The sequence below is a fragment of the Microbulbifer salipaludis genome (assembly GCF_017303155.1).
In the GTDB taxonomy this organism is placed as follows: Bacteria; Pseudomonadota; Gammaproteobacteria; order Pseudomonadales; family Cellvibrionaceae; genus Microbulbifer; species Microbulbifer salipaludis.
Window position 1 is genome coordinate 1,770,924 of sequence record NZ_JAEKJR010000002.1, and the last position, 23,698, is coordinate 1,794,621.

21 protein-coding genes and 2 tRNA genes are annotated in these 23,698 nt (G+C 55.8%); 2 read left to right on the top strand and 21 right to left on the bottom strand.

Features of this window, described 5'->3' with window-relative positions; genetic code table 11:
- Nucleotides 1-3: 3 nt before the first annotated feature.
- The 13 genes from JF535_RS13080 to JF535_RS13140 all read right to left on the bottom strand — a co-directional run bounded on the left by JF535_RS13080 (nt 4) and on the right by JF535_RS13140 (nt 12,865).
- Nucleotides 4-2,127 carry a glycosyltransferase family 4 protein gene (locus JF535_RS13080; protein ID WP_207002857.1) on the bottom strand — a complete coding sequence of 708 codons (2,124 nt, stop codon included), beginning with the start codon at nt 2,125-2,127 and terminating at the stop codon, nt 4-6.
- A 186-nt stretch (nt 2,128-2,313) separates the two neighbouring features.
- The gene (wecC, locus tag JF535_RS13085; RefSeq protein ID WP_207002860.1) at nt 2,314-3,594 is read right to left on the bottom strand and encodes a UDP-N-acetyl-D-mannosamine dehydrogenase; all 1,281 of its coding nucleotides are present in this window, start codon (nt 3,592-3,594) and stop codon (nt 2,314-2,316) included.
- A 15-nt stretch (nt 3,595-3,609) separates the two neighbouring features.
- On the bottom strand, nt 3,610-4,770 hold the full coding sequence (gene wecB, locus JF535_RS13090; protein WP_207002862.1) for a non-hydrolyzing UDP-N-acetylglucosamine 2-epimerase: 1,161 nt from the start codon (nt 4,768-4,770) through the stop codon (nt 3,610-3,612).
- A gap of 4 nt (nt 4,771-4,774) precedes the next feature.
- Complete coding sequence (locus JF535_RS13095; protein ID WP_207002864.1) at nt 4,775-5,650, bottom strand: NAD(+) kinase; 876 nt, start codon at nt 5,648-5,650, stop codon at nt 4,775-4,777.
- Nucleotides 5,651-5,837: 187 nt separating this feature from the next.
- Nucleotides 5,838-6,803, bottom strand: a complete 966-nt coding sequence (locus tag JF535_RS13100; RefSeq protein ID WP_207002866.1) for a 1-aminocyclopropane-1-carboxylate deaminase/D-cysteine desulfhydrase — start codon at nt 6,801-6,803, stop codon at nt 5,838-5,840.
- 18 nt (nt 6,804-6,821) lie between these two features.
- Nucleotides 6,822-7,604 (bottom strand): RES domain-containing protein, encoded by a 783-nt coding sequence (locus tag JF535_RS13105; RefSeq protein WP_207002868.1) that lies wholly within the window; start codon nt 7,602-7,604, stop codon nt 6,822-6,824.
- Nucleotides 7,601-7,963: an MbcA/ParS/Xre antitoxin family protein gene (locus JF535_RS13110; RefSeq protein ID WP_207002870.1), complete on the bottom strand. Its 363-nt coding sequence runs from the start codon at nt 7,961-7,963 to the stop codon at nt 7,601-7,603. The genes JF535_RS13105 and JF535_RS13110 overlap by 4 nt, the downstream gene beginning before the upstream one ends.
- A gap of 266 nt (nt 7,964-8,229) precedes the next feature.
- Nucleotides 8,230-8,306 (bottom strand) — tRNA-Asp (locus JF535_RS13115).
- Between the two features lie 25 nt (nt 8,307-8,331).
- Nucleotides 8,332-8,407, bottom strand: a tRNA-Val gene (locus JF535_RS13120).
- 110 nt (nt 8,408-8,517) lie between these two features.
- The gene (locus JF535_RS13125; protein WP_207002873.1) at nt 8,518-10,929 is read right to left on the bottom strand and encodes a DUF6351 family protein; all 2,412 of its coding nucleotides are present in this window, start codon (nt 10,927-10,929) and stop codon (nt 8,518-8,520) included.
- A gap of 294 nt (nt 10,930-11,223) precedes the next feature.
- On the bottom strand, nt 11,224-11,847 hold the full coding sequence (gene cysC / locus JF535_RS13130; protein WP_207002874.1) for an adenylyl-sulfate kinase: 624 nt from the start codon (nt 11,845-11,847) through the stop codon (nt 11,224-11,226).
- Nucleotides 11,848-12,244: 397 nt separating this feature from the next.
- Nucleotides 12,245-12,502 (bottom strand): hypothetical protein, encoded by a 258-nt coding sequence (locus JF535_RS13135; protein ID WP_207002876.1) that lies wholly within the window; start codon nt 12,500-12,502, stop codon nt 12,245-12,247.
- Between the two features lie 126 nt (nt 12,503-12,628).
- The gene (locus tag JF535_RS13140) at nt 12,629-12,865 is read right to left on the bottom strand and encodes a hypothetical protein (RefSeq protein ID WP_207002878.1); all 237 of its coding nucleotides are present in this window, start codon (nt 12,863-12,865) and stop codon (nt 12,629-12,631) included.
- A 383-nt stretch (nt 12,866-13,248) separates the two neighbouring features.
- Between JF535_RS13140 and JF535_RS13145 the strand changes: the two genes are divergently transcribed.
- Together JF535_RS13145 and JF535_RS13150 are read left to right on the top strand one after the other, a co-directional pair.
- The gene (locus tag JF535_RS13145) at nt 13,249-13,596 is read left to right on the top strand and encodes a helix-turn-helix domain-containing protein (RefSeq protein ID WP_207002887.1); all 348 of its coding nucleotides are present in this window, start codon (nt 13,249-13,251) and stop codon (nt 13,594-13,596) included.
- Between the two features lie 41 nt (nt 13,597-13,637).
- The gene (locus JF535_RS13150) at nt 13,638-13,859 is read left to right on the top strand and encodes a helix-turn-helix domain-containing protein (RefSeq protein ID WP_207002889.1); all 222 of its coding nucleotides are present in this window, start codon (nt 13,638-13,640) and stop codon (nt 13,857-13,859) included.
- Between the two features lies 1 nt (nt 13,860).
- On the opposite strand, the gene JF535_RS13155 is transcribed toward JF535_RS13150, so the two are convergent.
- From JF535_RS13155 to JF535_RS13190, 8 genes are all read right to left on the bottom strand, one after another.
- Nucleotides 13,861-14,340, bottom strand: coding sequence for an acyloxyacyl hydrolase (locus JF535_RS13155; protein ID WP_207002891.1), 480 nt, complete (start codon nt 14,338-14,340; stop codon nt 13,861-13,863).
- Nucleotides 14,341-14,392: 52 nt separating this feature from the next.
- Complete coding sequence (locus tag JF535_RS13160) at nt 14,393-14,797, bottom strand: hypothetical protein (RefSeq protein ID WP_207002893.1); 405 nt, start codon at nt 14,795-14,797, stop codon at nt 14,393-14,395.
- Nucleotides 14,798-14,885: 88 nt separating this feature from the next.
- Nucleotides 14,886-20,174, bottom strand: a complete 5,289-nt coding sequence (locus tag JF535_RS13165; protein WP_207002895.1) for a hypothetical protein — start codon at nt 20,172-20,174, stop codon at nt 14,886-14,888.
- A gap of 3 nt (nt 20,175-20,177) precedes the next feature.
- Complete coding sequence (locus JF535_RS13170) at nt 20,178-20,561, bottom strand: hypothetical protein (RefSeq protein WP_207002896.1); 384 nt, start codon at nt 20,559-20,561, stop codon at nt 20,178-20,180.
- A 91-nt stretch (nt 20,562-20,652) separates the two neighbouring features.
- Complete coding sequence (locus tag JF535_RS13175; RefSeq protein WP_207002898.1) at nt 20,653-20,931, bottom strand: hypothetical protein; 279 nt, start codon at nt 20,929-20,931, stop codon at nt 20,653-20,655.
- A gap of 11 nt (nt 20,932-20,942) precedes the next feature.
- Nucleotides 20,943-22,976, bottom strand: coding sequence for a hypothetical protein (locus JF535_RS13180; protein ID WP_207002900.1), 2,034 nt, complete (start codon nt 22,974-22,976; stop codon nt 20,943-20,945).
- Between the two features lie 3 nt (nt 22,977-22,979).
- Nucleotides 22,980-23,249 (bottom strand): phage tail assembly protein T, encoded by a 270-nt coding sequence (locus tag JF535_RS17010; protein WP_422880016.1) that lies wholly within the window; start codon nt 23,247-23,249, stop codon nt 22,980-22,982.
- A gap of 2 nt (nt 23,250-23,251) precedes the next feature.
- Nucleotides 23,252-23,647 carry a hypothetical protein gene (locus tag JF535_RS13190; protein WP_207002904.1) on the bottom strand — a complete coding sequence of 132 codons (396 nt, stop codon included), beginning with the start codon at nt 23,645-23,647 and terminating at the stop codon, nt 23,252-23,254.
- Nucleotides 23,648-23,698 lie beyond the last annotated feature (51 nt).

Consider the following 23,698-nt stretch of genomic DNA (forward strand, 5'->3'; position numbering starts at 1 on the left):
TATCTACAAGCTTGAATAAAGCTCATTCACAATACTGGCTCCATTTTTCCAGTCTCGATTTTCACACACCCAACGCCTTGCGTTCTGACCGAGTAAAACTCTAAGATCAGGCTTTTGGATCAAAGACTCTAACTTGCTGCTAAAGTCAATTATATTGCCCTTTTCAAATACTAATCCGGTTTTTTCATTCTCAACAATCTCTGTCAAAGCTGCACAACTAGATACGAGTACAGCTTTTTCACTCGCCATCGCTTCAAATGGCTTCAGTGGTGACACTTTTTCACACACTTCATATGGCTTACGAGGAAATGGTGCAATATCTACTAATGAATAATATGCTTGTACTTCTTCATGAGGGACTCGACCTGTTATTGTTACGAAGCTCTCAAGCCGCAGTTCTGAGACTAACCTTTTGAGCTGAGGGAGTACCGCACCATCTCCAACTATCAAAGCGTGAAAATTTACCACCTCCCTATCAACCAACAGTCTAAGAGCTTTGAATAGATCATCTAGCCCTTCATAATTGACAATAGATCCAATATAGCCGATTACGACATCCTTTCGAGATATACCTAAACGCTTACCCAACTCTTCATCCTTATTATGTGGGGTAAATCTATCGGTATGCACACAGTTAGGGACAACAGTTATTTTCTCCTCCGGCACCCCTCTACTGACCATCAGCTCTTTAAGAGCATTAGTTATAGTTATCACTTTATCGGCTTGCTTGCATGCTTCCGCTTCCATTTTTGCCGTGTACTTGAACTGTTCGGTGTCACTCCAATCACTCTGCCTTGACAGTCGAGTAATTTCCCACAAACCCCTCACCTCGTATACGGACTTGATGCCAAGATTGCGGGCGGCAACGATCGCCGCATAAGCGTTCGGAAAATTTGAAGCAGCGTGAATAATACTCACTCTTTTCTTAGTAGCGAGCTTCTCTATTTCCGCCGCATACGAATCAACATAATCAGAAAAAGTAATAATACTTTTACGAGTACTTTGATCACACCTAAAATAGCATACCCCATTAATTACATCTCTCAATGGAACAACAGTTGGCAAAGGCTTGCTAATATATTTTTTATGATCCGTCGGGAACCCAGGACGTGAAACACCTGAAACCTCAAAATCACCGATACTATTTATTCCCACCAACAAGCCTTGGGTTCTTGTTGCATATCCTCCAGAATTATACGGCAGGGAATTATGTAACAAGTATAAAACACTGCACCCAGGGGAATAAGCTGGTGCTAAGCGCCGTGCCGGCAGTGGGAAGCCGCATTCAAGATGATTTATCTCATCGGAAATACGACGAGTTCCAAGAGATTCACGGCCTACACTTGCATCAACTTCAATTGAAAAATCTCTTGACTCATACATCTTCCCAAGATAGGTCAGCTGCGCCTTGACCGAGTTGGCCAAATGGCGATCTTCCTTTCTATTTCTCCAAAGGGCCCATCCAACGTAGCAAGTGACAGATGGCAGCTCATCCTTCATAGACCAGTAACATTTTTCTAACTCTTCGATGTTACGTGTTTTTACCATCCACTTATCGATATAGTTGATCTTTGATTCAGCCGTATCGAATCTTCCGATGTGTGGTTGTAGCTTGTATATATATGATGCAAACACTCTCCTTTTCCGGGAGGCATAGGCAAACAAGATCTTTGCGCGTACTATATGAAACATATGAACGGGATAGGCGACCCGACGAAAAACAGGCGTCAGGGCCGACACCATTCTAAATTTTTTGCTACTTGTAATTCTTTTTATTTCAGCCAGCGCCTTTCTTTTCATCCTCTCTTCATAGCGAACTTTGTACTTCAAAGAGTTTATTCTTGATTCAAATTCTTTGTCTTTTGTCCAGATTGCTTCGATAATACGTGGATCGCAATTATCTAAACGCTCAAATACCGGTTTACCTTCCTCATGATGCGTATAAATGTATCCATGGCTTGTGAGCACACACAGAAAATCGTAAAACGATGCTTGCTCGCTGGGACTTGCCAAAATACGTTGCTTAACATCTTTCCTGAGCTCATTACTGAGGTAGTCATTTAGCTCTTCAATGCTATAGTAAACTGCCGCAAGCGATGGTTTTTTTATGGGGTCACTTATTTGCATATTTTTCTTAATAAACCTTTACTTGGTATTTGAACGATTTCGGGACATCCCATCAACGCACTTCGCAAATAAATTGCATTGACTCTAAATTAGAACCCTACTTGAGCTGGACTTTAGTCCGATCTGGTTAAATATTTCTCCTGCCCACAAAGGCAGGAGAAGTTGTATCTTACGCTCTAACCAGATCTATAAAACACCACGAGTATCAACTACCCGGACAAACTGCTTAATTCTACTTGCTTGCTCTTTAAACTCTGCATGGTCTACAAGCAGTAGAATAATATCCGCATTTTCTAGAGCGCTATCGATATCAACTAACTCCGCTTTTTGCATTAGCGACCGCGGAAGTTTAGATATATTTGGCTCCACCACCAATAATTTACTCGGATGCCGATCAGCCAAACTCACTGCTATGTTCAGCGCTGGGCTTTCACGCAAGTCATCTATATCAGGCTTGAAAGCAAGGCCAAAACAGGCGACAGTAATATCTTTCACATCTTTTATAGGGTTTAGCTGACTAATTCGAGCTATCTCAAGCCCAACTTTTTCCAACACCCAATCGGGTTTGGAGTCATTAACTTCCCTGGCTGCTCGTGTAAGTTTGGCCAGTTCAGGCGTTCGAGAAACAATGAACCAAGGATCTACAGCTATGCAGTGCCCCCCCACGCCACACCCCGGCTGCAAAACATTTACTCTTGGATGTCTATTCGCCAAACTGATTAACTCCCAGACGTCAATCTCTAGCCGATCAGCAATCATTGAAAGTTCATTTGCGAAAGCAATGTTGACATCCCTAAAAGCATTTTCAGTCAACTTTGCCATTTCGGCAGTACGAACATCAGTAAGTAGGCATTCACCTTCAACCAAAAGTTCGTACAGCTCTTTTGCTTTTTCGGCACATTTAGGGGTCATGCCTCCAATCACTCGGTCATTTTCTACAAGCTCTCTCATCACATGCCCAGGCAGTACCCGCTCCGGGCAGTGAGAAATATATATATCAAACTCGCCGCTTGACCTATTGGATACAGGAATCCGTAAGTCCGGCCGGAATTCCTGCAAGCCTTTCGCCATATGCTCTGTCGCACCAACAGGAGATGTAGATTCAAGAATAACTAGATCGCCTTTTTTTAATACCGGGGCGATTGCGCTTGCAGCGGCCTCGATATAGGCAAGATCAGGCTGCTTATTACCTTTGAAAGGTGTCGGCACCGCAATTATAAATGCATCTGCACTCTCAGGCGTAAGTGAAGCTTTTAAGTAACCCTCTGTAACCGTTGAATGCACAACGATATCTAGCTCAGGCTCAACGATATGAATCTCGCCTTGATTAATTGTGTTCACCGCATGTTCATTAACATCAACGCCACAAACCTTCAGTTTTCGTGACGCAAATGCAGCAGCTGTAGGCAAGCCGATATAGCCGAGCCCCATAACAGTTAAAGACTTGAAATTTTCACTTTTTTTCATGTTTACCCCCGATTGTTAACCAACAACATCTAAACTTTCTTTCTTATGAGAGAATGCTCTCAAAACATCTTGAACGATTCGCTCACAGGCCTTCCCATCACCATAAGGATTGTGCGCCTCAGACATTTTTTGGTAATACTCTTTGTCATCCAGCAACCGCTGCACTTCGACGCACATGACGGCCTTATTTGTTCCGACCAATTTCACAGTGCCTGCATCTACTGCTTCCGGCCGCTCTGTCGTATCGCGCATTACTAGTACTGGCTTACCCAAAGACGGAGCTTCCTCTTGAATCCCACCCGAATCAGAAAGAATCAGATAAGAGCGACTCATTAAGTATACAAAGGGAAGATATTCAAGAGGCTCTATAAGCAGAACATTTTCTTGACCTGAAAGAATTCGATTTACCGGCTCACGTACATTTGGATTTAAATGCACAGGGTAAACAAATTGAACTTCTGGATTATTCTCTGCCATTTCTATAATGGCTTGACACATATTTTCAAAGCCGGAACCAAAATTTTCTCTACGATGCCCGGTAATTAGTACGATTTTTCGATTTTCTCGTAAAAAAGGGAGTACATCTAAAATCGCCGTTTCGGTTGCAGAATTATTTTTAATTATATTAAGCACTTCAAAAAGGGCATCAATAACTGTATTTCCAGTAACAGTAACGGTCGATTCGAAATGCCCTTCGGACAAAAGATTGTGCTGTGACCTCGCCGTAGGCGCGAAATGATAAGTTGCCACTGCCCCGGTTATCTTCCGATTCATTTCTTCCGGCCACGGAGAGTATATATCCCCGGTTCTAAGACCGGCCTCTACGTGTCCGACCGGAATTTTTTCGTAATAACTTGCTAAAGACGCAGCGAGTGTGGTTGTCGTATCACCGTGCACCAGTACTACATCTGGCTGCCAATCTTTCAGTATGGGGCGGAGCCCCATCAATATGCGGGCTGTAATGTCCGTTAGATCCTGCCCAGGCTGCATGATATCAAGATCCCATTGGGGCTTGATCTCAAAAAGCTCTAAGACCTGGTCTAGCATTGAGCGGTGCTGTGCAGTTACGCATACGCGACAATCGACTTCACTCCGCTTTTTAAACGCTTTTACAAGCGGGGCCATTTTAATTGCTTCAGGGCGAGTCCCAAAAACGATTAACACTTTCTGCTTCATGATTTCAACTACTTATTTGCCAGTTTAATTTCGAACGACAGGTTTCATAAAAATTATGATCAATCGGGTGAATCAAAGTGAGCCGATGCGGCTTTTTGTGTATTCGAATCACGTCTCCAGGTTCAGTAATTACCTGATCGTGTCCATCGCAGGTCACATAGGAGTGTGTAGAATTGTGCTCCCCAATGATGACCTTAAACTCACTACTACCCTCGACCACGATCGGCCTGCTACTCAGCGCATGGGGATTTAAAGGAACGACCACAATGGCATCAAGCTTTGGGTGCATAATTGGCCCCCCACCAGAAAGTGCATAAGCCGTTGAGCCTGTGGGTGTCGACACAATCAATCCATCGGATCGTTGGGTATAAACAAATTGCCCATCGATAAACAGATCAAACTCAATCATGCGGATATATTCACCTGGGTGAATGACTACATCATTAAGCGAGGAGCCTTTGCCAATTGGCTTACCATCTCGCGTGACGGACATATCGAGCAAGAAGCGGCTTTCGGCCATGTATTTGCCGGAAAGCACCTCGCCTACTTTTTCTTCGATTTCATCGGGCGTGATATCGGTGAGGAATCCAAGCCGGCCCCGGTTGATACCCAGGAGCGGAACACTGAATTTGGCGAGGGCGCGGGCGGCGGCGAGCAGGCTACCGTCGCCGCCGACAACGATTACGAGGTCGCAAAGTTCCCCGAGCTTGTCTTTACTGGATACACGCGCATTGTGACCCGCCACATCGTTGGCTGTATTTTTTTCGAGCACAACGGAGTAACCCTCTCGCTCCAGGAAGGCCATCAGGCGCTTGAGCGAGAGGACTGCGCTGTCACTTTCAGTGCGGCCGATCAGGCCGATGTTTTGGAATTCCGACACCGCTCCCCCAAGGTGCCCGAATTTGGGCTAGTGCAGTTTTGGTAATGACTCGGACAACAAGCTGGTCACTAATCGTCCAAAATGCAAAGAATGACAGGCGATTATGCCTCAGTGAACGGTATGAGTCGAACTCTCGGTTTGGGCAATAGTGATTGAACGGTCAACAACCACAAAGACTATTTATTAGTCAGCGGGAGCCCTCGCCCCCTCGGCGTGGACGATGCCCCCGAGCTCCCTGCAGGCCGCCTGTATGTAGCAGTAAAACTCTTTGGCGCCTTCCTTCGCCCATTTTGCTATCGCCTTGTTCACACAATTCTCCAAGCGCCTTGGTCACCTTCCCCGTATATACTTGGTCGAGAACAACGCCAGTCTGCTGCCCGACCTCGTCAAGAAATGCGATCAAAGATTCATCAACCTTGCCATAGCCACCGCAATGCCCGCCGGTAATCAATTCAGGATTACTCCCCGACGGGAGACTCCCCCCCCAGTCTACAATCGCAGCCGCGATGCTTCTTTCGGCTTTTAGAACGGCAACCCCCACAGCCTTCGTAGTTTTCGGTAGGCTAGAAGCGAGCGCACCTAACGTGAGTCCTGTCCCACAGGCAAGCCAGCATTCATCAAATCGCACAGGGCTAGTGGCCGCAATTGTCTTTCCCAGCAGCCTTACGCCCTGTGCACCTTGTGCGTTCTCGCCCCCTTCTGGCACAAACCAGCTGTCATTCCCGCTCAGTCCCAAACTACCAACGAAGTCCGGTTCATTACGTCTGCGGTACTCGGAGCGCGACACAAACCGCAGCTCCATCCCAAACCGCTCCGCGTCCTGCAGCATGGCACTTGGAACCGGGGGCCTTTCACCCCGGATGATGCCGATGGTTTTAAACCCAAATCGCTGGCCAGCCGCGGCGGTGGCGTGTATGTGATTTGACCAGGCACCGCCACAGGTAACGATGGTGTCATTGCCCTGCTTTCGAGCTTCCAGCAGGTTGAACAGCAGTTTGTAGGCTTTATTGCCGGAGATAATGGGGTCGATCAGATCGTCGCGGCGGATCCAGAGATCAATACCGGGGAACAGATCAGAATTGATTTGTTGATAGGGGACATTTCTCGCGGCTTCGAGGAAGGCCTTTTCGCTAAGCTCGGTGAGGTATCGCATCGTTACACACCAACCCCTTCATGCAGGCTGCGGTAATTGGCCGGAAGACAGGAACGCTTCGCGGTCGAAAGATTTTGAGTGGACACTGCTCCCACTTTTCACCAGGAAAGTGACGCGGTCGACGCGCGTTTCAGCCGTGACTTCGGCCTCCATGGTAGGGGGGCGGCGCAGGAGTGCCAGAGGTTCGAACAAGGCAACATTGATGCCTTCGCCACCATTGATTGGTAGTTCAGCCAGCCTCGCGGATAGTGCGCGGGCGGACGGGGTTTCCAGCCCCTGGATGCCGCTCTCGCGCATCAGGGCACCGAGTTGCTGGCAATAGCGGTATTCGGTCGGGTGGGTGACTTGTGGCCAGTGTTCTTGCCACTCTGTTTGCTGCAGCCGAATACCGGGGTCGGCGCAGTATTTGGCGGAAAAGACCTGGTGGAAGCTGGTGACGGGCGCTGCGGGCGGCTGCTCCATATCGCTGATAAACAGGAGACGATAGTAAGCGGCCTCGGCGAGCACTGTACCGATGGTTTTGCTGCCGTAGAAAATACCACTCTCGGCAGTGCCGCCGAAGCGAGAACCCCAGGGCAGTGGCGGGTAGCGGAATGGGGTCGCTAGCAGGTAGTGAAGATCCTCACTGCCCGGCAGCCGCGCGGGCTTGCTCTGCTCCAGGAGATTTTCCAAGACTTCCTGCTTTTGCAGGCTATCGACGAGACTTCGCGTGGCGACCTCTTCCTGGGATTCGATGATGCGGTAAAGCCGGCCAATCAGGCGGGTGGCTGACTGGCGAATTTTTTCGCCGAGGTCGATCACACTTTGCCTCGCATGGCGTCGAGATAGGTGACGATACGCACCAGCCCATCGATGCGGCGAGCGACTTCCTTGGGGACGCCATTCAGCGCGCCATTGGCCGTGGCGAACCAGATTTTGGCGCCCTCTTCGCCCCCCATCAGTACAAACGCGGAGCGATAGGCCCGGACAAGTAACAGGGCGAGCTGGCCTTCGGCACTTTGCGGGGCCAGGCCGCTGCGGCGGCGCAGGGTACGATCATCCAGGTGGATGATTTCACTGAGTTCTTTCTTTTTCAGGCCCAGGTGGTTGGCGGTGTTGAGGGTTGCCTCGAGGAGGACCTGATCTTCGGTGGTTTGTGGGGTTTGGGCTGGGTTGGCCATTTTGCCTCCGGGTTGAAGGTAGAGGACATATGACCTAAATATATTTTAGTTTTGGACATATTGCAAAGATCGCGGAACCGACGGATACAGCATGTGCCATATCGGGACGGGACTGATTCGCGGCTACGCCGCTCACCCTCCGGGCGCCGCCGCTGCGCTCTGGCGTCCTAAATCGCTATGCGATTTGGTCGAACGGGGGTTCAGTTACACCGGTCCGCCAGATACAAAAAAGCCCCTGTTCTTTCGAACAGGGGCTTTTTTGTATCTGGCGGACCGGACGGGACTCGAACCCGCGACCTCCGGCGTGACAGGCCGGCATTCTAACCAACTGAACTACCGGTCCACGGTAGTGCACTCCCCTCGAGGAGTGGTGGGTGGTACAGGGGTCGAACCTGTGACCTACGCCTTGTAAGGGCGCCGCTCTACCAACTGAGCTAACCACCCAATTCGGTAACTTCCTGAGAAGGTTTCCGTTTTGCTCTGGGCTTGTCCCCCGAGAGCGAGGCGCATCATACCCGACTGCGATTTTGTGTCAACAAAAAATGCGCCAAAATTTACAAATTATTTTCCGCTGCCTCCGGGTCTTCGACGGATACCGGTGTTGGCTGAATGTCTTCGCCGGCAGGCTCAATTTCCTGCGCAAACGCTTCACCCAGCTGGCGATAATCCGCACTGACGGGATGCCCCGCGATCATGACATCGCCCCCCTTCTGGAACAGGGGATTTTTTGGGCGGCCTATGTCGGGCGCATTGTAGTTACACACCCCGTCGGGAAAAATCCTGCGCAGATCCTCGATTCGCTCGACGACATTTGCCGTTGCTTGTCCATACAGATTCTTCGCGACCGCACGCTCCACCGGCTGCAATGCGCACTTGAACACATCCCCTGTGATAGGCGCTCCGGCCATCAACCGCGGTGTGCTGTAAATCGGGTACTGCTGCATGCAGGCGCCTGCGGGTTTGTGATTCCATTCGCCATTCCACACACCCGGGCCAGCGGCCATCACATTGCCATCTTTATCGAAACACCGATCCGTGGCTTCCACCGGCTTGTTGCCGGCCACGCCCAGTTCTGGATGCTCAATGATTTTTTGCATCCAGTGATCAATGATATCCAGCGCCTCATCTATCGGATCATAGCTTTTATGGCTCATCCAGATCAGCTGGTTATCAGCATGGCCTCTTGCCCGGCGAATGCGCTCTCTGCTTGAGAAAGACGCGAGGCTGTGATGCATGTCCAGTTCACCTTCCAGATAATGCCGCACATCGAGGATCGGAATTTCCACATCACCCAGGAACACGTGGCCGGAGCGAAAGATACCCTCGATGGCCGCCACATTGGCAATGCTGCGTGGTGCAGGATTGTCGAGGCTGCCGAGGTTCATGTTGTGTTCGCTCCACACAGAGAGCTCCACGGGAAAAACCTCTCCATTCATGAACCACAGTTTTTCGCCGCCCTGCTCCGTTGGGTCCTTCCAGCCTCCGATGGTGGCGTTTAGCCGCAGAAATTCATCAACGTTGATATGCCCCTGCTTAAGGGCCTGGAGACCGTACTGAACCCCCTGGTTATCCCAGGCACTGTTGGCATAGCCGTTCTGGTCCGCACCATAAAAATCACGCAGGTCTTCCCAGTGCGACCAGTGCGTTTTTTCCGCAACATGATCCGCGAAGCTGTTGCTGAAATGCACAAAATTGGGGTTATTGACCAGCGGTACCAGACCGCGCCAGCCCTGTACGCACTCCGATGCACCGTTAGCGGTTGCACGATAACGGCCATCGAAAAACGCAGCCGCGTTTTCCAGTACCTTAAAGCGATGATCAAACTCTTCTTTGGTCGCCAAGCCTATGACCGCTTCGCGCTCCGATACATCGCGCCAGCGCGGGTCTTCGGCGGCAACCACATCGAAAAAGTACTCCAGGGGCTCGCAGTCAAATACGTAAATCGTCTGACTCACCATATCGGGGTAGGAGTACAGCGGCAGCGCGGCATCCAGAACGCCGGGCGCATTCTGGGCCAAAAGATACTGCTGAATCGCACCACCAGATCCACCGATGCCGACGGTATACAGTGGCTCGGAATACAGCGCGGCAAACTGTTTCTTTAATCGGCGTGCGGTGTCTTCCGCCAACCAGATGTTGTAATGGTTACTGGTTTGATTGGCAGTGGAGTAAACCACGGCATAACCGCGCGCGAGTTGATCTGCTCGCCGTTCGACAATCGCCTTGCGGCTGACATTACCCTGCCGACGCCCCACACCCACACCACCACGGAATTGATAGATCAGCCGCTTATTCCAGTTACTGGTATTGGGCTTCTCGGCGGTCTCGCCCTCCCCGCGCAATACAGCTATGGAGTAAAAAAATCGGTTGATCGTGCCGGTTTCGAGACGCACGACAAAGTCGGTGGTTTTCCCGTTAACCGTTACCTGGTCTATATCATTTTGTGCATTTGCCAGAGGGTGGAACTGGCCGTCGATTGTGCTGCGGTAAACATAGGAGACCGACGTACTGTGGCTGCAGTCTCGACTGTAGCCGATGATTTCATCCGTTTGCTGCCCATCTTCATTCAGGGCAAACACCGGCACACCTTCACCCTTGTGGTTGTCCACCAGAGGCTGGGCGCCGGTAATCTTGTTTTCGCCACACAAGAAAGGATAGGTAGACGGCCCCGCAAACAGGGTTTCAACCGGGCCGGTTTCGCCAATGGCAATGGGAAATGGAAAGTATTCCGCAGGCCGGCCGGTTTTTCGCGGGTGGTCGCCGGCGTACGCCGGTTGCGGGGCGTGATCCAGAGCGCCAGGTGGCACGCCGACTACCGGTGATTTGGGCACCCCGGGAATTCTTGGCAGCTTTTCGTAAACAAACCAGCCGCCCAACCCCAGTAGAATAAAAAATGAAGCCACCAATCCCGTCACTACTCGCCGCGCATTCAATCGGGCAAACAGTTTCCGTGTGCTCCAAGCCATAGCCGCCTCCGTACGCCTTTTGTTCCCTGTGCCGCTCGATTCTTCAAATCAAACAGGCACAGCAACAGTATATGTGGCGCCGGGAAAAGCGTTGGGGAGTTGGCGGCGGAGTAGACTCGAAGAAAATTCGGTGTGCGAGGGCGGTCAAAAATCAGACCGAGAGCAGCGAGAAATCACAGGGAACAAAGGTGAGACTTCCGGGGCACGGCGACAAAAAATTGCCCCGGATGGGCGCAGACGGCAGAACATTCCCACTGACGCTGTGCCAGTTGATGGAATGCCCTGCCACAGACATCAAATGATGATGCCGCGCTCCTGCAGCGCCTTGATGACGGCCTCGACTTCATCTTCCAGGCTCATCTGGTCAGTGCGCAGGTGAAGTTCCGGGCTCGTAGGCGCTTCATAGGGGTCGTCAATTCCGGTAAAGCCGCGAATTTCACCAGCACGGGCCTTTTTGTACAGCCCCTTCGGATCGCGCTCTTCCGCCGCTTCCAGCGAGCAGTCGATAAACACCTCCATGAACGGCAGGTCACCTTCTTCGTGTACCTTGCGCACCAGAGCGCGGTCTTCCGCGTAGGGGCTGATGAAGCTGCTCAATACCACCACACCGGTGTCAGCAAACAGCTTGGAGATTTCACCAACCCGGCGAATGTTCTCCTGGCGATCTTCTGCCGAAAAACCGAGGTTGGAGTTGATACCGAGACGAATATTGTCGCCATCCAACCGGTAGCTGAGCACGCCGCGCGCAGTCAGGGCCTTTTCCACAGCAACCGCTACGGTGCTCTTGCCGGAACCGGACAGGCCAGTAAACCACAGGGTCACGCCCTTGTGGCCCAACATCGCAGCGCGATCCCCACGGGTTACGTCTCCATCGTGCCAATGGACATTGGTTGCTTTGCGTTCGACGACTTCAGTCACTTTTTTCCCCTAAGCGTGAAATGGTTAACCCTGGGCCGAGCCTTGGCCCGCAGGACAATAGAAAGGTGAGAACTGGCGCGCATTATCCTAGATCGCCCCGGGGTCGGTAAAGGCAGCCGATAGAACAATAGCGCCCGAAAACCAAAAAACCCGGCATAAAGCCGGGTTCTCGGGACCAGAAGGTCAATATGGGGTGGCCGACGGGGATCGAACCCGCGACCTCAGGAGCCACAAGCAGACCGACAAGTCTTTAAAAACAACGACTTAGCTGTTTTAGTGTGGCAATCCTTCCCGCTGATAGCGCCCTTATAGCCCGCATGGCGCCTTGAGGCCGCGAATATTACCACACCGCCAACCTGTATAGGCATACACCATTTTCGTGACGCCAAGAAAATGATCACCCTACCCCCTCGACACTGCCTGAATACAGGCACAGCAGCCGCCAGGCACTGTAGCTGAGTTGCCGGTCGCCATTGAGGTAACTGGCCAGATCGGGAACGCCAATCAGGGCCGCTGCGGCCTTGGCTGTGAGGTGGGCTTTTTGCAGCTCCGCGCGGATCTCCACCGGTACCGGCGGGGACCAGCCAGCATCGAAGCGGGCGTATATTTCCGGGCGCGCAGCGTCCAGGCCGTAGGCCGGAACATCTTCGCTCATGGTTGTCGCCTCCACTGAGGTTGATTCGGGCGGGCCGAACGGGGGCGCGTAGGCGCGCGTTGAGGAGTCCGCGCAGCGGTCTCCTGCGCGACTGCCGCCGTTCGGCCCGCCCGCCAGGGGCCGCGTTTAGCCGCGTAGCGGCTGCGGCCCCTGGCCAGATGCGCCTTCCGGCTCGGTACGGTTTGCCGTTCGCATTTTCGCTTCGGCAGTCTGAATTGCGCCGGCGATCACCGCACCGACTTCCTCTCCAACCAGCTCTGTCAGCACCTGCCTGGCATTCTGGTCTGGACACATGGCGATCCATTCCAGGCCAACATTGAGATGCTTCACTCGGTATAGCTGCTTAACGTGTGCGGCAAACATCTTATTATTCTCCATTCAGTAGGAATACTTAACTGCCTCTAGCGAACGGAGGGGAATCACGTCCCCTGACCACTTCATAGAGATAGACCCTTCCAAGCCCCACCACATCTCTGCGAAAGCGTCAGCTCAAACGCACAATAGCGACAAATAAGAGCGGAAAAATAATTCCACCCACACTGACCACTGCACATCCAAACTGCAGCAAAAATGGGCTACCTAGAACATCGTTTCGATAATTTCTGCGAAACAGTTCAAATCTACCGCTTTTAAAGTGATTCATTAAGTTCCAATGCTGGAAAGCGCTAAATTAGAAACACTTATCCACTCAGTGTTTCTATAATCGCGCACATTTCACGGCATTACAGTACGGCGGTTTGAGTTCTGTGCCAGGTAAGATCGGTCAGCGGTTGAGAGCGGCAAGGCGGCGGCAAGGATTATCCGCAACGGAAGCAGGGAAACGCGTGGGCAATTTGTCGCGGTCACAAATATCGAAAATGGAGAGCGGTGTTCAGCGAATACCGAGCGACCTCCTGCCTCGCTGGTGCGACGCGGTCGGTATCTCGCTGGCTGAAGCATACGGCAAAGAACACGCGCACCACTTCGCTCGCGTCCCCTTCGCGCCCCACATTGCAAAACTCTACGCGCAGCTCCCCACAGACTGGCAGTTACACATTCAGCGCTCGATCGAGGGACTGCACAAGCTTTACGCGAAAACCAAAAACCGTAGTTAAACTACGTGTTGCTTTTCCGCCCCGGGCAATAGCCTCGCGGCATGAAAAGGAACCTAAAGCAACAATTCGGCCAGCGACTGACGGTGCTGCGCAAAGCTCGAGGCATTAGCCAGGAAGATCTGGCGTTCCTACTGGATGTCAGTGTTGAGACCGTGAGCCACATTGAGCGCGGCATACACGGCCCTCGCTTTGATCTGCTGGAAGACATCGCCCGCACACTCGGGGTTGAGCCGCGCGAGCTGTTCGACTTCCAGGAAGTCTGAGCTAAAACGGCACCCGGATCTGGATCCCATCGATACCGGTATTCGGATCATTGATCCCGGCACTCGAGTAATGAAAATATTCGAGTGCCACTACACTCCATTGCAGCCCTACCCCGAGCCGATAATTGATATCCCCCACCAGCGGCGAGCCGTCCACATAGGACACGCCCAGGCGGTAGTAATTCTGCGCCCCCAGGATCGTCCACCCCGGCTGTACCCGCCGGCTGATTGAATAAATCCAGTTGCGGTCGATGGGGCCACGGTCGGTGTGGCCCTGGCCTATGGCGGTGGCGGCCAGCTCCCACTGGTGGGCGGCGCCGAACTGCCAGCCGATTTCCCCCACGGTGTTGTGGCTGTTGAGTGCGGTGTGCCCCAGGCTCACCACCGGGCGGGCGTCCGCGCGCTCGGCAACCAGCGCGCACAGTAAAATCACCAGGAATAGCGCCACGGCGCCTTGGGTCCAGCTAAGTTTTGGTTTCATCGGTTTTGCTCTCTCGTTGGTGTTGTGGGATTGGGTGCTGTATCCGGGCGGATCAGCCGGCGCTGGGGATCGACTCCCACGCCTGCATGGAAACCGCCAGGTTTAGCATTCGGTAGACGCATTCGTCGGTGACCTCGGCCTGGCGCACCAGTGGGTCTACGGTGCCCTCGGCAATGGCCGCCACCAGAATGCTGTCCACCTTGGCCGGGCACTCCATGGCGCGCCCGCCCGGGGTGGCTTTGACGGTGTTGTCCGTATTGATCACGGCGCCGGTGGTTTTCAGGTTTAGCTGATCCACGTTGCCGTCCTTGTTGACGTCCTCCTCGATGCGCAGCACCTGCACGCGGATCAGCTCGCCGGTGAATACCCCGGACGTGATGCGCAGCGCCACCTGGCCGGGCTGCAGCCCGGTCACGTCGGCGTTGGCGTTTTCATAAGTGACATTGCTCACGGTCATATCTCGCTCGCTTTCCTTGAGGCAAAAGAGCACCGCGGCCGACAGCTCCCTGGCCGCGGCGGTGTGGATTGGTTGATGGGATAAGCGGTTAAGGCTTGTAGTACGGGTTGTGGGTGATGATGCGGTGCGCGGGGTTCCGGCCTGCGGCGTAGCTGATACCGCCCACCTTGATGCGACACACCGCGCGCTGGCCGATAGGCTCCACGCGGGTGATGCGCTCCCAGGTCACATCGTGGCTGCCGTGGTGGCTCACGCCCACCCAGGTGCCGAGGGTGTCCGGGGCGCGGCGCACAACGCCGTCGCGATCGGTCACCGGCGCGGTGGTACTGCAGTGCACCTCCGCCCCGCTTTCCGTTACCAGGCGCACGCAGTCGATGTCCTCCACCAATTTGGTGGATTTAATCGGCCCGTGCCACAGCTGGTCGCCCGGCTCCCACACGCTAATCAGGTCACCGGCGCGCGCGTCTGCCGCCTGCAGCCCATCCAGCAGCCACATATCGGCACACACACACTCGTCTGGTGGCGTCCAGCCGCCGCCGCTACTGCTGCCGCCGTCGGACGGCGTGGTAATCACGTCCACCAGACGCCGGTAGGGGCTGCCCTTGGCGGTGGCCCAGTTGGTGGTGGCGTGGTAGGTCACCGCACCGCCGGCAAAGTCCTCATCGTCGCAATACACATAGTATTTTTTGACAAATTGCAGGCCGGTAATGCTGGCGGAGTTATACGCCACGGTGAATCCACCGAACTGCACATCGTGCGCGGCGATATTGATGGTAGCGGTACTACCCGCATCCACCGCGGTACACACAGAGCTGAGCGCAATGCTGGCCAGGTCCGACTGCACCATGGGCAGGGTGCGCTGGTCCACCGCGCGGCCTTTCATGTTCAGGCCGCTGGTGAGCGCCGGAAAGCCCAGCAGCGGGCGCGGGTTCTGGTACATGCCGCCGCTTTCGATATGCTCGCCGGCGTCGGCGTAAAACTCGCCGATCACCAGGTCGCGCTCGTTGGGCGTAAACTCGATGGTTTGCGTGCTGCCGTCGTAATACCGGTAGCGATACACACCGTGCTCCACATACACCGGGATCACCTGCTGGCCGCCGGTGAAGGTGTTCAGGCCGTTACCGGACGTATTAAGGCGTACCACAATCAGATAGTGGCCAATGCGGCTGGGGTTCAGCTGGTGCCGCGGAATTGGCACGCGCTTGCTGTTCCACACGATCCAGCCATCCACGTCCTGGGGTGCCCCCTTGGCGTCGTAGCCGTGGATATACAGTTCGCCATCGCTGCCGCTGCTTCCTTGATTGGTGAAGGTGGAGGCATTCAAAATCAGCCCGCAGCCGTGGGCGTATTTCTGCCCCTCCAGCCACATCTGCGGATCACCGGCGCCGCCGGCAACCGCCACCACGCCGTATATGGTGGCGCCATCGGTATTGCTGGACCAAATCGACACGGTATTGGTGCCGGCCACAATATCCACCTCAAAGGTGTACCACTTGGTGGCGTTGTTGGGTCCGGCGCAAACCCCCAGCTCCTCGTCATTTAACCCGACGTGCACACCGTTTTCGGCATCTCGCAGCAAGGCGTGAATGTAACCGCGCGCGGCCACCTCACTGGAAAACGTGTACTGCGCGCCCCCGTTGAAATTGGTTTCTGTTGGTACGCCAATGTTTTCCTCGCGGAAGTCCTCGCGCAACAGGCATACCGCACCCTCGCGCTGCTGAAGCAGGTTGATGCGCCCAGCCTCGTCCACGATGTCCACGCGGAAATAATCCACCTGCACCCGCCCGCTGGTGCCTTCCCGGTTGGCCTGAATCAGCGGCGCAAAGTAGCGCACGTCCGGGTGCATCTGCCCGGGCTTTTCCTGGGTGTATTGGTTGATGCCGTTCGCCAGATAGTAGTCTCCGTGGCCGCGCACGTAGGCCACGTAGGTCTGCCAGCTGTCTCCGGCGGCGGCGAGGCTGTCTGCAGCAAAGTAATGCTGGTAGCCATTTTCTGCCAGGCCCCGGCGGCTCATCAGGTCGCCGTTCTTATCATAACCACACAGGCCGAGGTGGATGGTGCGGGTCAGGTCGCCCTCATTAAAAACTATTGCCCGCACCTCGATGCGGTAAGTCTTTTCCGGGTCGAACGGGAAGCGCTCGCGGTAGTGCAGGCGCAAATTACCATCGACGTCCAGATCGTTGTACTCGCCGCCCATCCGCAGCACATTGCCGCCAGAAATAGCGCCAATATCTCCCTCGACAATCCGGTAGCGCGCGGTCCCTATTACGGCCTCCCAGTCGTCGGCGGAATTGCTACCGATAAACGATTCATTAAACCCCGCGCCGGCGGTGCGCAGCATCCGGTTTTTGGCGCTGGCCAGACTTTCCAGCAGGCCCACCACGTTGCCATCGTCCAGCAGCTGCTTGCTGTACTCGTCGTAGCTCAACAGGTTTTTGGTGGCGCCGTCCTCGGGCTTGCCGGCACCGCCAATCTGCGCCCAGTCCGCGCGCAAGCCGGCAATATCGGCAATTTTGTTGAGCAGCGCCTGGCGCGCGTCGTACACCGCCTGCCAGTTGCTATTCCACAGGGTGCGACTAATGCTGGTGGTGGTGCCGGTGTTGTCCCAGTCCGGGGTGAGTCCGTTCAGGTAACTGGTGAGCGCATTCACCGCGCTGGTGTAGGCGGTTTTTTCGCTGGTAATGCCAAAAGTGGTAGCGCTGGCGGTGATGCCCGCCTGCTCACTGCTCATTGCGTTGTATTCGAGCACCGCGCGCAGCTTCTCGCTGGGGTGCAACTTGCCATCCGCGGCAATATCGTCCAGGTCGGCCAGCGCCGCCGTGGCATCCGCCTGTGCGTCCGCCGCGTCCTGGGCCGCCTGCTGGGCCTCCGCCAGGGCCTGCTGCAGCGCCGGGTCGATTTCCGGGTCCTGTGCATAGTTGGGGTACGGGGTGCGGCTTTTCGGCACCGTGTACACCCGCGCCGCATTCACGCCCAGGCAGCTGCCGCCGGTACCGGCATTGCCGGGGCTGTTGGGGCTGTCGCCATAGCAGGCCACCAGCTTGCTGTTGGTGAGTACCGGCTGGGGGTTCTGGTGGCCGTCCACAATCAGCAGCACGCCGCCAGGCGCACCGCCGCCGCCGCTGCCCCCATAGGGCCCGTTGGGGATCACCAGGGTGGTGCGGGAGCCGGGCTGGCCGTCGCCGCCGCTGGTGTCAATGGCACCGGCCACGCCCAGGGCAATGCCGCGTGCCACCACCACCACACCGGCGCCGCCCTGGCCGCCGCTGCCACCAAAGCCGGTGGGTTCGTAGCTGTTGTCGCCGTTCAGAAATTGGTAGGAGGTGCCGCCGCTGGCGCCACCACTGCCGCGCAGGTCCGCGGGGATGCCCAGCAGCTCGCCGCCGTCGTTGTCGATGGTGACCGGCGGCATTATCTCGTTGCGCCCCTTGACCACCTCGCCCTTGGCGTTTTGCCGCACAATGCCGCGGTCCTGCAGCACACGGCCGCCGCCGCCGCGGCAGGAGCCGATAAACCCGGCGCCGCTGTTGCTGGGCACACCGCGCAGGGTACCCTCAATCTGCAGCACGCCCATAACCCGCAGCTCGACGTTATCCGCCACAAACAGGGTGCGCCCGGCGGGGATCGTCAGGTCGCCCAGGTAATAGAAAATGGTGCGGCTGCTGGCGGCGCCCTGTAGGGTGCCGTCGGCGGTCAAAAACCCGCTGCCGTCAATGGTCAGGCCCGCCGCGGTCATTTCGGTGCCGGCGGTGCTGTACCAGCCGTCCGGCAGCTCGGCGCTGGTGCTCGCGGCCTCGTCGGCAATCGGTGCTGCCTTCTGGGTGGAGCCGAACAGTTCCACCTGCACGCCGCCGCTCACCTGGTCCACGCTCACGCGCTGCACTTCCATGGCGCGGTCCAGGGTGCCGTCGCTGGTGTAGTCGCGCACTTGCGGCAGGGTCACGCGCACTACGTCGCCCACCTCAATATCGTTATTGCTCGGCAGCAGCGACAGCCGCAGGCGCAGGGGCGGGCCGGCAAAGCGGTCGCGCAGGGCGTCGAAGCGGTTTTTTAACGTGGTGAAGGTGTGGCGGCTGTTGTGCAGGCCCTTGAATTTCAGCGCCTGGGGCTTGCTCTCGCCGTGGTGGGCGATACTGTCGGCATCCGCCAGCACATTGGAGCGCAGAAAACGCCCGTCAAACCCCGGCGCCTCGTACCAGGCCCATTGAATGGAAAAGATATTGCGCAGCGCTGCCAGGTCCTGCTGCAGCTCCCCCAGGCTCACCACGTCGTCGGCGGTAATGGTGGCCACGGTGCCGGCGTCGGCCAGCACGCCGGTCATGCGGCGGAAACCCAATTGCCCGGCGGCATTCACCGGCATATAGGCGCCCAGCAGCAGGTTGATTTCCTGCTCGATGAATTTTTTGCCGTCGGTTTTGGTCAGCCCGTCGAAACGCAGAATCACGCCCTTGGCATAGTCGCCGGGCTTGTACCAGTCCGCGCCCACGTTCTCGAACTCGTCCGCCACGACGTGCGCGGGGTCGATCCCCAGGTGCCAATTGCTCGGCAGCACGTCGCTGGTGCCCAAAATATTGCCGGTGAGCAACGCATAGGCGAGCGCGGGCGCGGGCAGCTCGAGGTAAATAAACTCCTCGACCTCGATGCCCTTGTCGTCGTCGTTCTCGGTGGGCACGGTGTGGTCGTATTCCACGGTGCCGAATAAACCGCGGGTGACGCCGGTAAAGCTGGTGCCGGTTTTGCCGGTGGCGCGCACCACTTCCCAACCGTTTTGATATTTGATTTTCAGGTAATAGACGGTCTGGCCGGGCGCGTCGCCAAAGCTCGAGGTGTGCGGGCAGGGTTCAAAATCCGCGGTGCTGTACACGGACAGGGTGCTGGCGCCCTTGGCAAAATCCGCGGCCAGGCGGGTGCTGCGCGGCACAAAAATGTCTTTGCGCATTTCCCGCTGAATATCGCGGCAGCGCACGCGATAGCGGCCGTGGTCATAGCCCAGGCTCTCCTCGGCCACCTGGGTTTGCTCCAGGCGAAAGTCCGCCCAATCCATGCCGGCACCGCCCTGGTACAGGCGCACGGTGCGGCCCTTGAGGCCGTTTCCCGCCTGCAGTTGGTTGCGCAGGGTGTCGGTGAATACGCCGCCCACGTCCACCAGCTCAAAATTGATTGCGCCGATTTCCGCGCGGCCGGCCTCGGGCTGCAGGCGCTGGCTGGTGCTGCTCACCTTGGCCAGCACGCCCGCCAGCGCACCCGCGGGCAGGCCGGGAATATCGCCATGGCTTGCCAGGTAAACCGGGGTGGGGAACTCAATCACCACCACCAGGCGCAGGGCGCGCTGGGGGTTTTGGTTGTACAGGTCGAAGGTTTCGGAGTTGTTGCGCACCGATTATGCCTCCACCGCAGTAAATGAAACTTGAAACCAGAAGTGCTCGTAGCGGCTTTCTTTAAAGCTGTTGCGCTTCAGCTGACAGGTCAGCGGCGCTGATGCGCCACCGGCGATATCGGAAATATCCAAGGTAAAGTACTCACCGTTGGCACAACTGGCCGCGAATTCGCGCCAGTAGGGAAGCTGATCCGGATCGAACGGCAATGAGGTGATCTGCCACTCATTCTCTATGCGGTAAAAGACGCTCTCAGTGAATCCGCTGAGGGCGGTGTGGTCTTTGCCCTCTGAGCGGTGAGTGCGATCGCACTTCACCAAATCCGTGATGATCTGTTCAGGCGAACCACTCACGAGCTCACGGGTGGCGGTGTAACTGATTTCTGCCATCTGAAATTTCCGGATCCGCAGACATAAAAAAGCCCGCGGCTAGCGGGCACAAAAAAGCCGCCCGAAGGCGGCTTGTTGGGGTGATCTTGATCTAGATCGTTGGCGCTTTCTGCGCGTCGGCTTCGCGTTGCCGTTTTTCTTCAAGGTACTCTTGTGTCACTCGCTGTTCGATCTCAGCTTCCTGACGCGGCGATAGCTGCGTATTGGGTACCGTGTAGCTGATACACTCGACACCAAAACTGCCAGTAACACAGGTGGTTTCGGTTTTCGGCATGGTATCAGCCAACGCCAACATGCCATTATGAAAAGACTGCAGGCCACTGCAACCAGAAACCAGTACCGCTACTATCAATAATCCGAGAAACTTCACTGCACCTCTCCCTATGCGTTAAGCGCTGCCAGCTCTTGGCCATTGCGCGAGTTTGGATCAATGAGAACTACATCACCATTATTGACCAAATCTCGAATCTCATCCACCAAGCGACCGGCATCATTTCCGGAGACATTACCCTGGATGATGATATTGGTCTGCGCCGCTGGCTGCTCTGCCGCTGACGGTGCCGGTGTAGGCGCCACGGCAGCTGGCGAACTGGTGACCGATGAGGCGCTGGCAGAACTCGCGGAGCCAACCGAGGTGCCACCGCCACCCCCGCCCTGGAAACTCTGCGAGCGGATGCGTTGGACATTCACAATGCCGGCCGCCACCGTCGCAGCCGCTGCTGCCAGGTTCAATGGCCAGGGCAAAGTTGTCATCGCCTTGTTTGCAGATTCGTAGGTTGAGACTACGGCATTTGCGATCGCGGCCGCCTTGCCGATCTCAAATAGCTTGCGACTCTTGGACGCGGTCAGCGACATCAAGTCAGTCCACATTTTGCTTTGCAACTGCTGCCGGGACTTCGCTTCTGCTTGCGCGTTGGCAATGCGCTGTTTGATCTGCGCTTTTTCAAGATCGGTGAGCTTCTGCTCGTGCAGTCGCTTACGATCTGCCTCGATCTGATAGAACAGGTCGCGCGTCAAATAGCTGTTACCAAGCGAGGTCTGCAACGCCAGCAATTCCTGCTCGTACTTCCAGGTTTCCAGCTCCGTGCGTTTGATCAGCTCGCCCTCGATCGCTGCAGTGCCAGCCAGCGCCGCCGCGGTAGTGGCTTGTGCGACTTGCGTGGCAGTGGCTTGTGCTTCCGCCACCCAGGCCTGCAACCGCTCGCCGCGAGAAGGCCCCTCTACGAGGCTCTCAATGGCCTTGGCCTCGCTCTCAACCGCAACAGCCATGTCTTTGGCGAATTGCTTTATCTCACCACTGTTAAACGAGAGCGCGTCATTCAGCTTTCCGGAAAACGCGTCCGCAAACGCACCGGCACGCGCAGCAGCCTCATCGGATACCAGCCCGATTTGATTGAGCTTCTGCAGACCAGAGTTGATGAATTGGATCAACCCGATAAAGGTGACACGGAACGGCGTGAGGAAGTCCGTCATAAACCGGGCCACGGAGTCAGCACTGGCAGCCATGGCATCCGCCACTGCACTGCCCAGTGATAGCGCCCCCAGCCTAAGCACACGGAACACCAGCTCCACCGGATGGAAGGCATCAAGCACAAAGGCGGCGCCCTTCACCGCACCATTAAACGCTGCATTGACTGCACCCTCAAAGCCGCCGACATTCACCGCCCAGTCGGTGAAGCCTTTCGCAACACCTGAAATGATGGGGGAGACTTTGGCCGTGATTTCATTGCCAAGCCCCTTCACCACGCCGCCGGCTCGGGTCATGGCATCATTGGCCTGCTCCATCTTCGCCGCGTCAACGCGGCTGATAGAGAGGCCGAGAATTTCTGCCTCTTTGGACACTGCCGCCAAGCCGCTCTCACCCAGCTTGAGCGTGTTGATCAGGTCCACACCCTCAGAGTCGAACAGCTTGAAGCCTAACCGAACCCGGTCTGACTGGCTGCCCACCTGGTTCATGGCGGTGGCGATCTTGTTGAACTGCTGGTCCGGTGAAAGCCTGGCTAGCTGCTGCGCACTTAAGCCCAGCTCCTGCAATGCGCCGCGCGCTTCACCGGTACCCTGAGCCGCTTCTGCAACCCGGCGCGTCATACGCTGCAAGCCAAGATCCAGTTTCTGCTGACTAACACCGGTAAGCTCAGCGGCGTGACGCAAGCCCGCGAGCGCCTCGGTGGTCAGCCCGAGCTTATCCGCTGTTTTCGCGAGCTGATCATTGACCCTCAGGGAGTGCGCAACGATGGCGCCGATACCCGTAGCCGCGGCAGCCGCCATGGCCGCGAAGGCCACCGCACCGGTTTTCGCCATCTTCTTGAGGCTTTCTCCAGTGCGCCGGTTTTCCTTCTGCGCGCGGCCCATTTTCTGGTGAAACTTGGCGGTATTCGCACCCAATTCCACCAGTAGCGATGCTGCTGTCGCCACGGCTTACCCTCCCAGAAAGGCTTTCATTTTCGCAATTGACTCTGTTACCCGCTGCCGCTTGGTTTTTACCGGCGGCGGAATGAAGTCTTGTGCGGTCATTGGTTTGTTGAGTTTGCGGTTGGAGTAATTGGCGACCGTTGCGGCAACCTGGCCCATGCGCCAGTTTTCCGTCTCATAGCCCCAGGGCTCCACCCTGGCAAAGGCGATCCACTCTGAGAGCTCCGCGCTATCGGTGGTCGCCAGCAGTTCGCGAACGGAACAGCCCCTGGCCAGGGCTAGTCGGAAGAGGAATCTTCGCCAGGGGCTTTCGGCAAATTTTCTTCGAGCTCTTGGATATCGCGATCAGACAGCCGGTTAAGCCGCTGCGCTACTTCGAATACTCGATCCAGCGCCGATACGCTTTTGCGACCCAGCGCGTCGACATCGCGCTTGCTGAACAGGCGATTACCCTGCTCATCCACTAGCACCAGCGACAACACGGTCGCACGCACATTGTCCAGGCCACCCACGCCTGATTTGCCAGCGCTGATGCAGTAGGCCTCGAACTGATCACGCTCACTGCCGGTCATGGTGCGCACGCGCACGGAACCGCCCCACTCCGGAACGGATACATCTTCGTGCTTGAGATCTTCAGCACCCAGAATCTCTGCCTTTGAAAGCAGCTTACTCATAACTTCCCCCAACTTGGAGTCATTCAAATAACGGCCCTAGCGGGCCGCCGG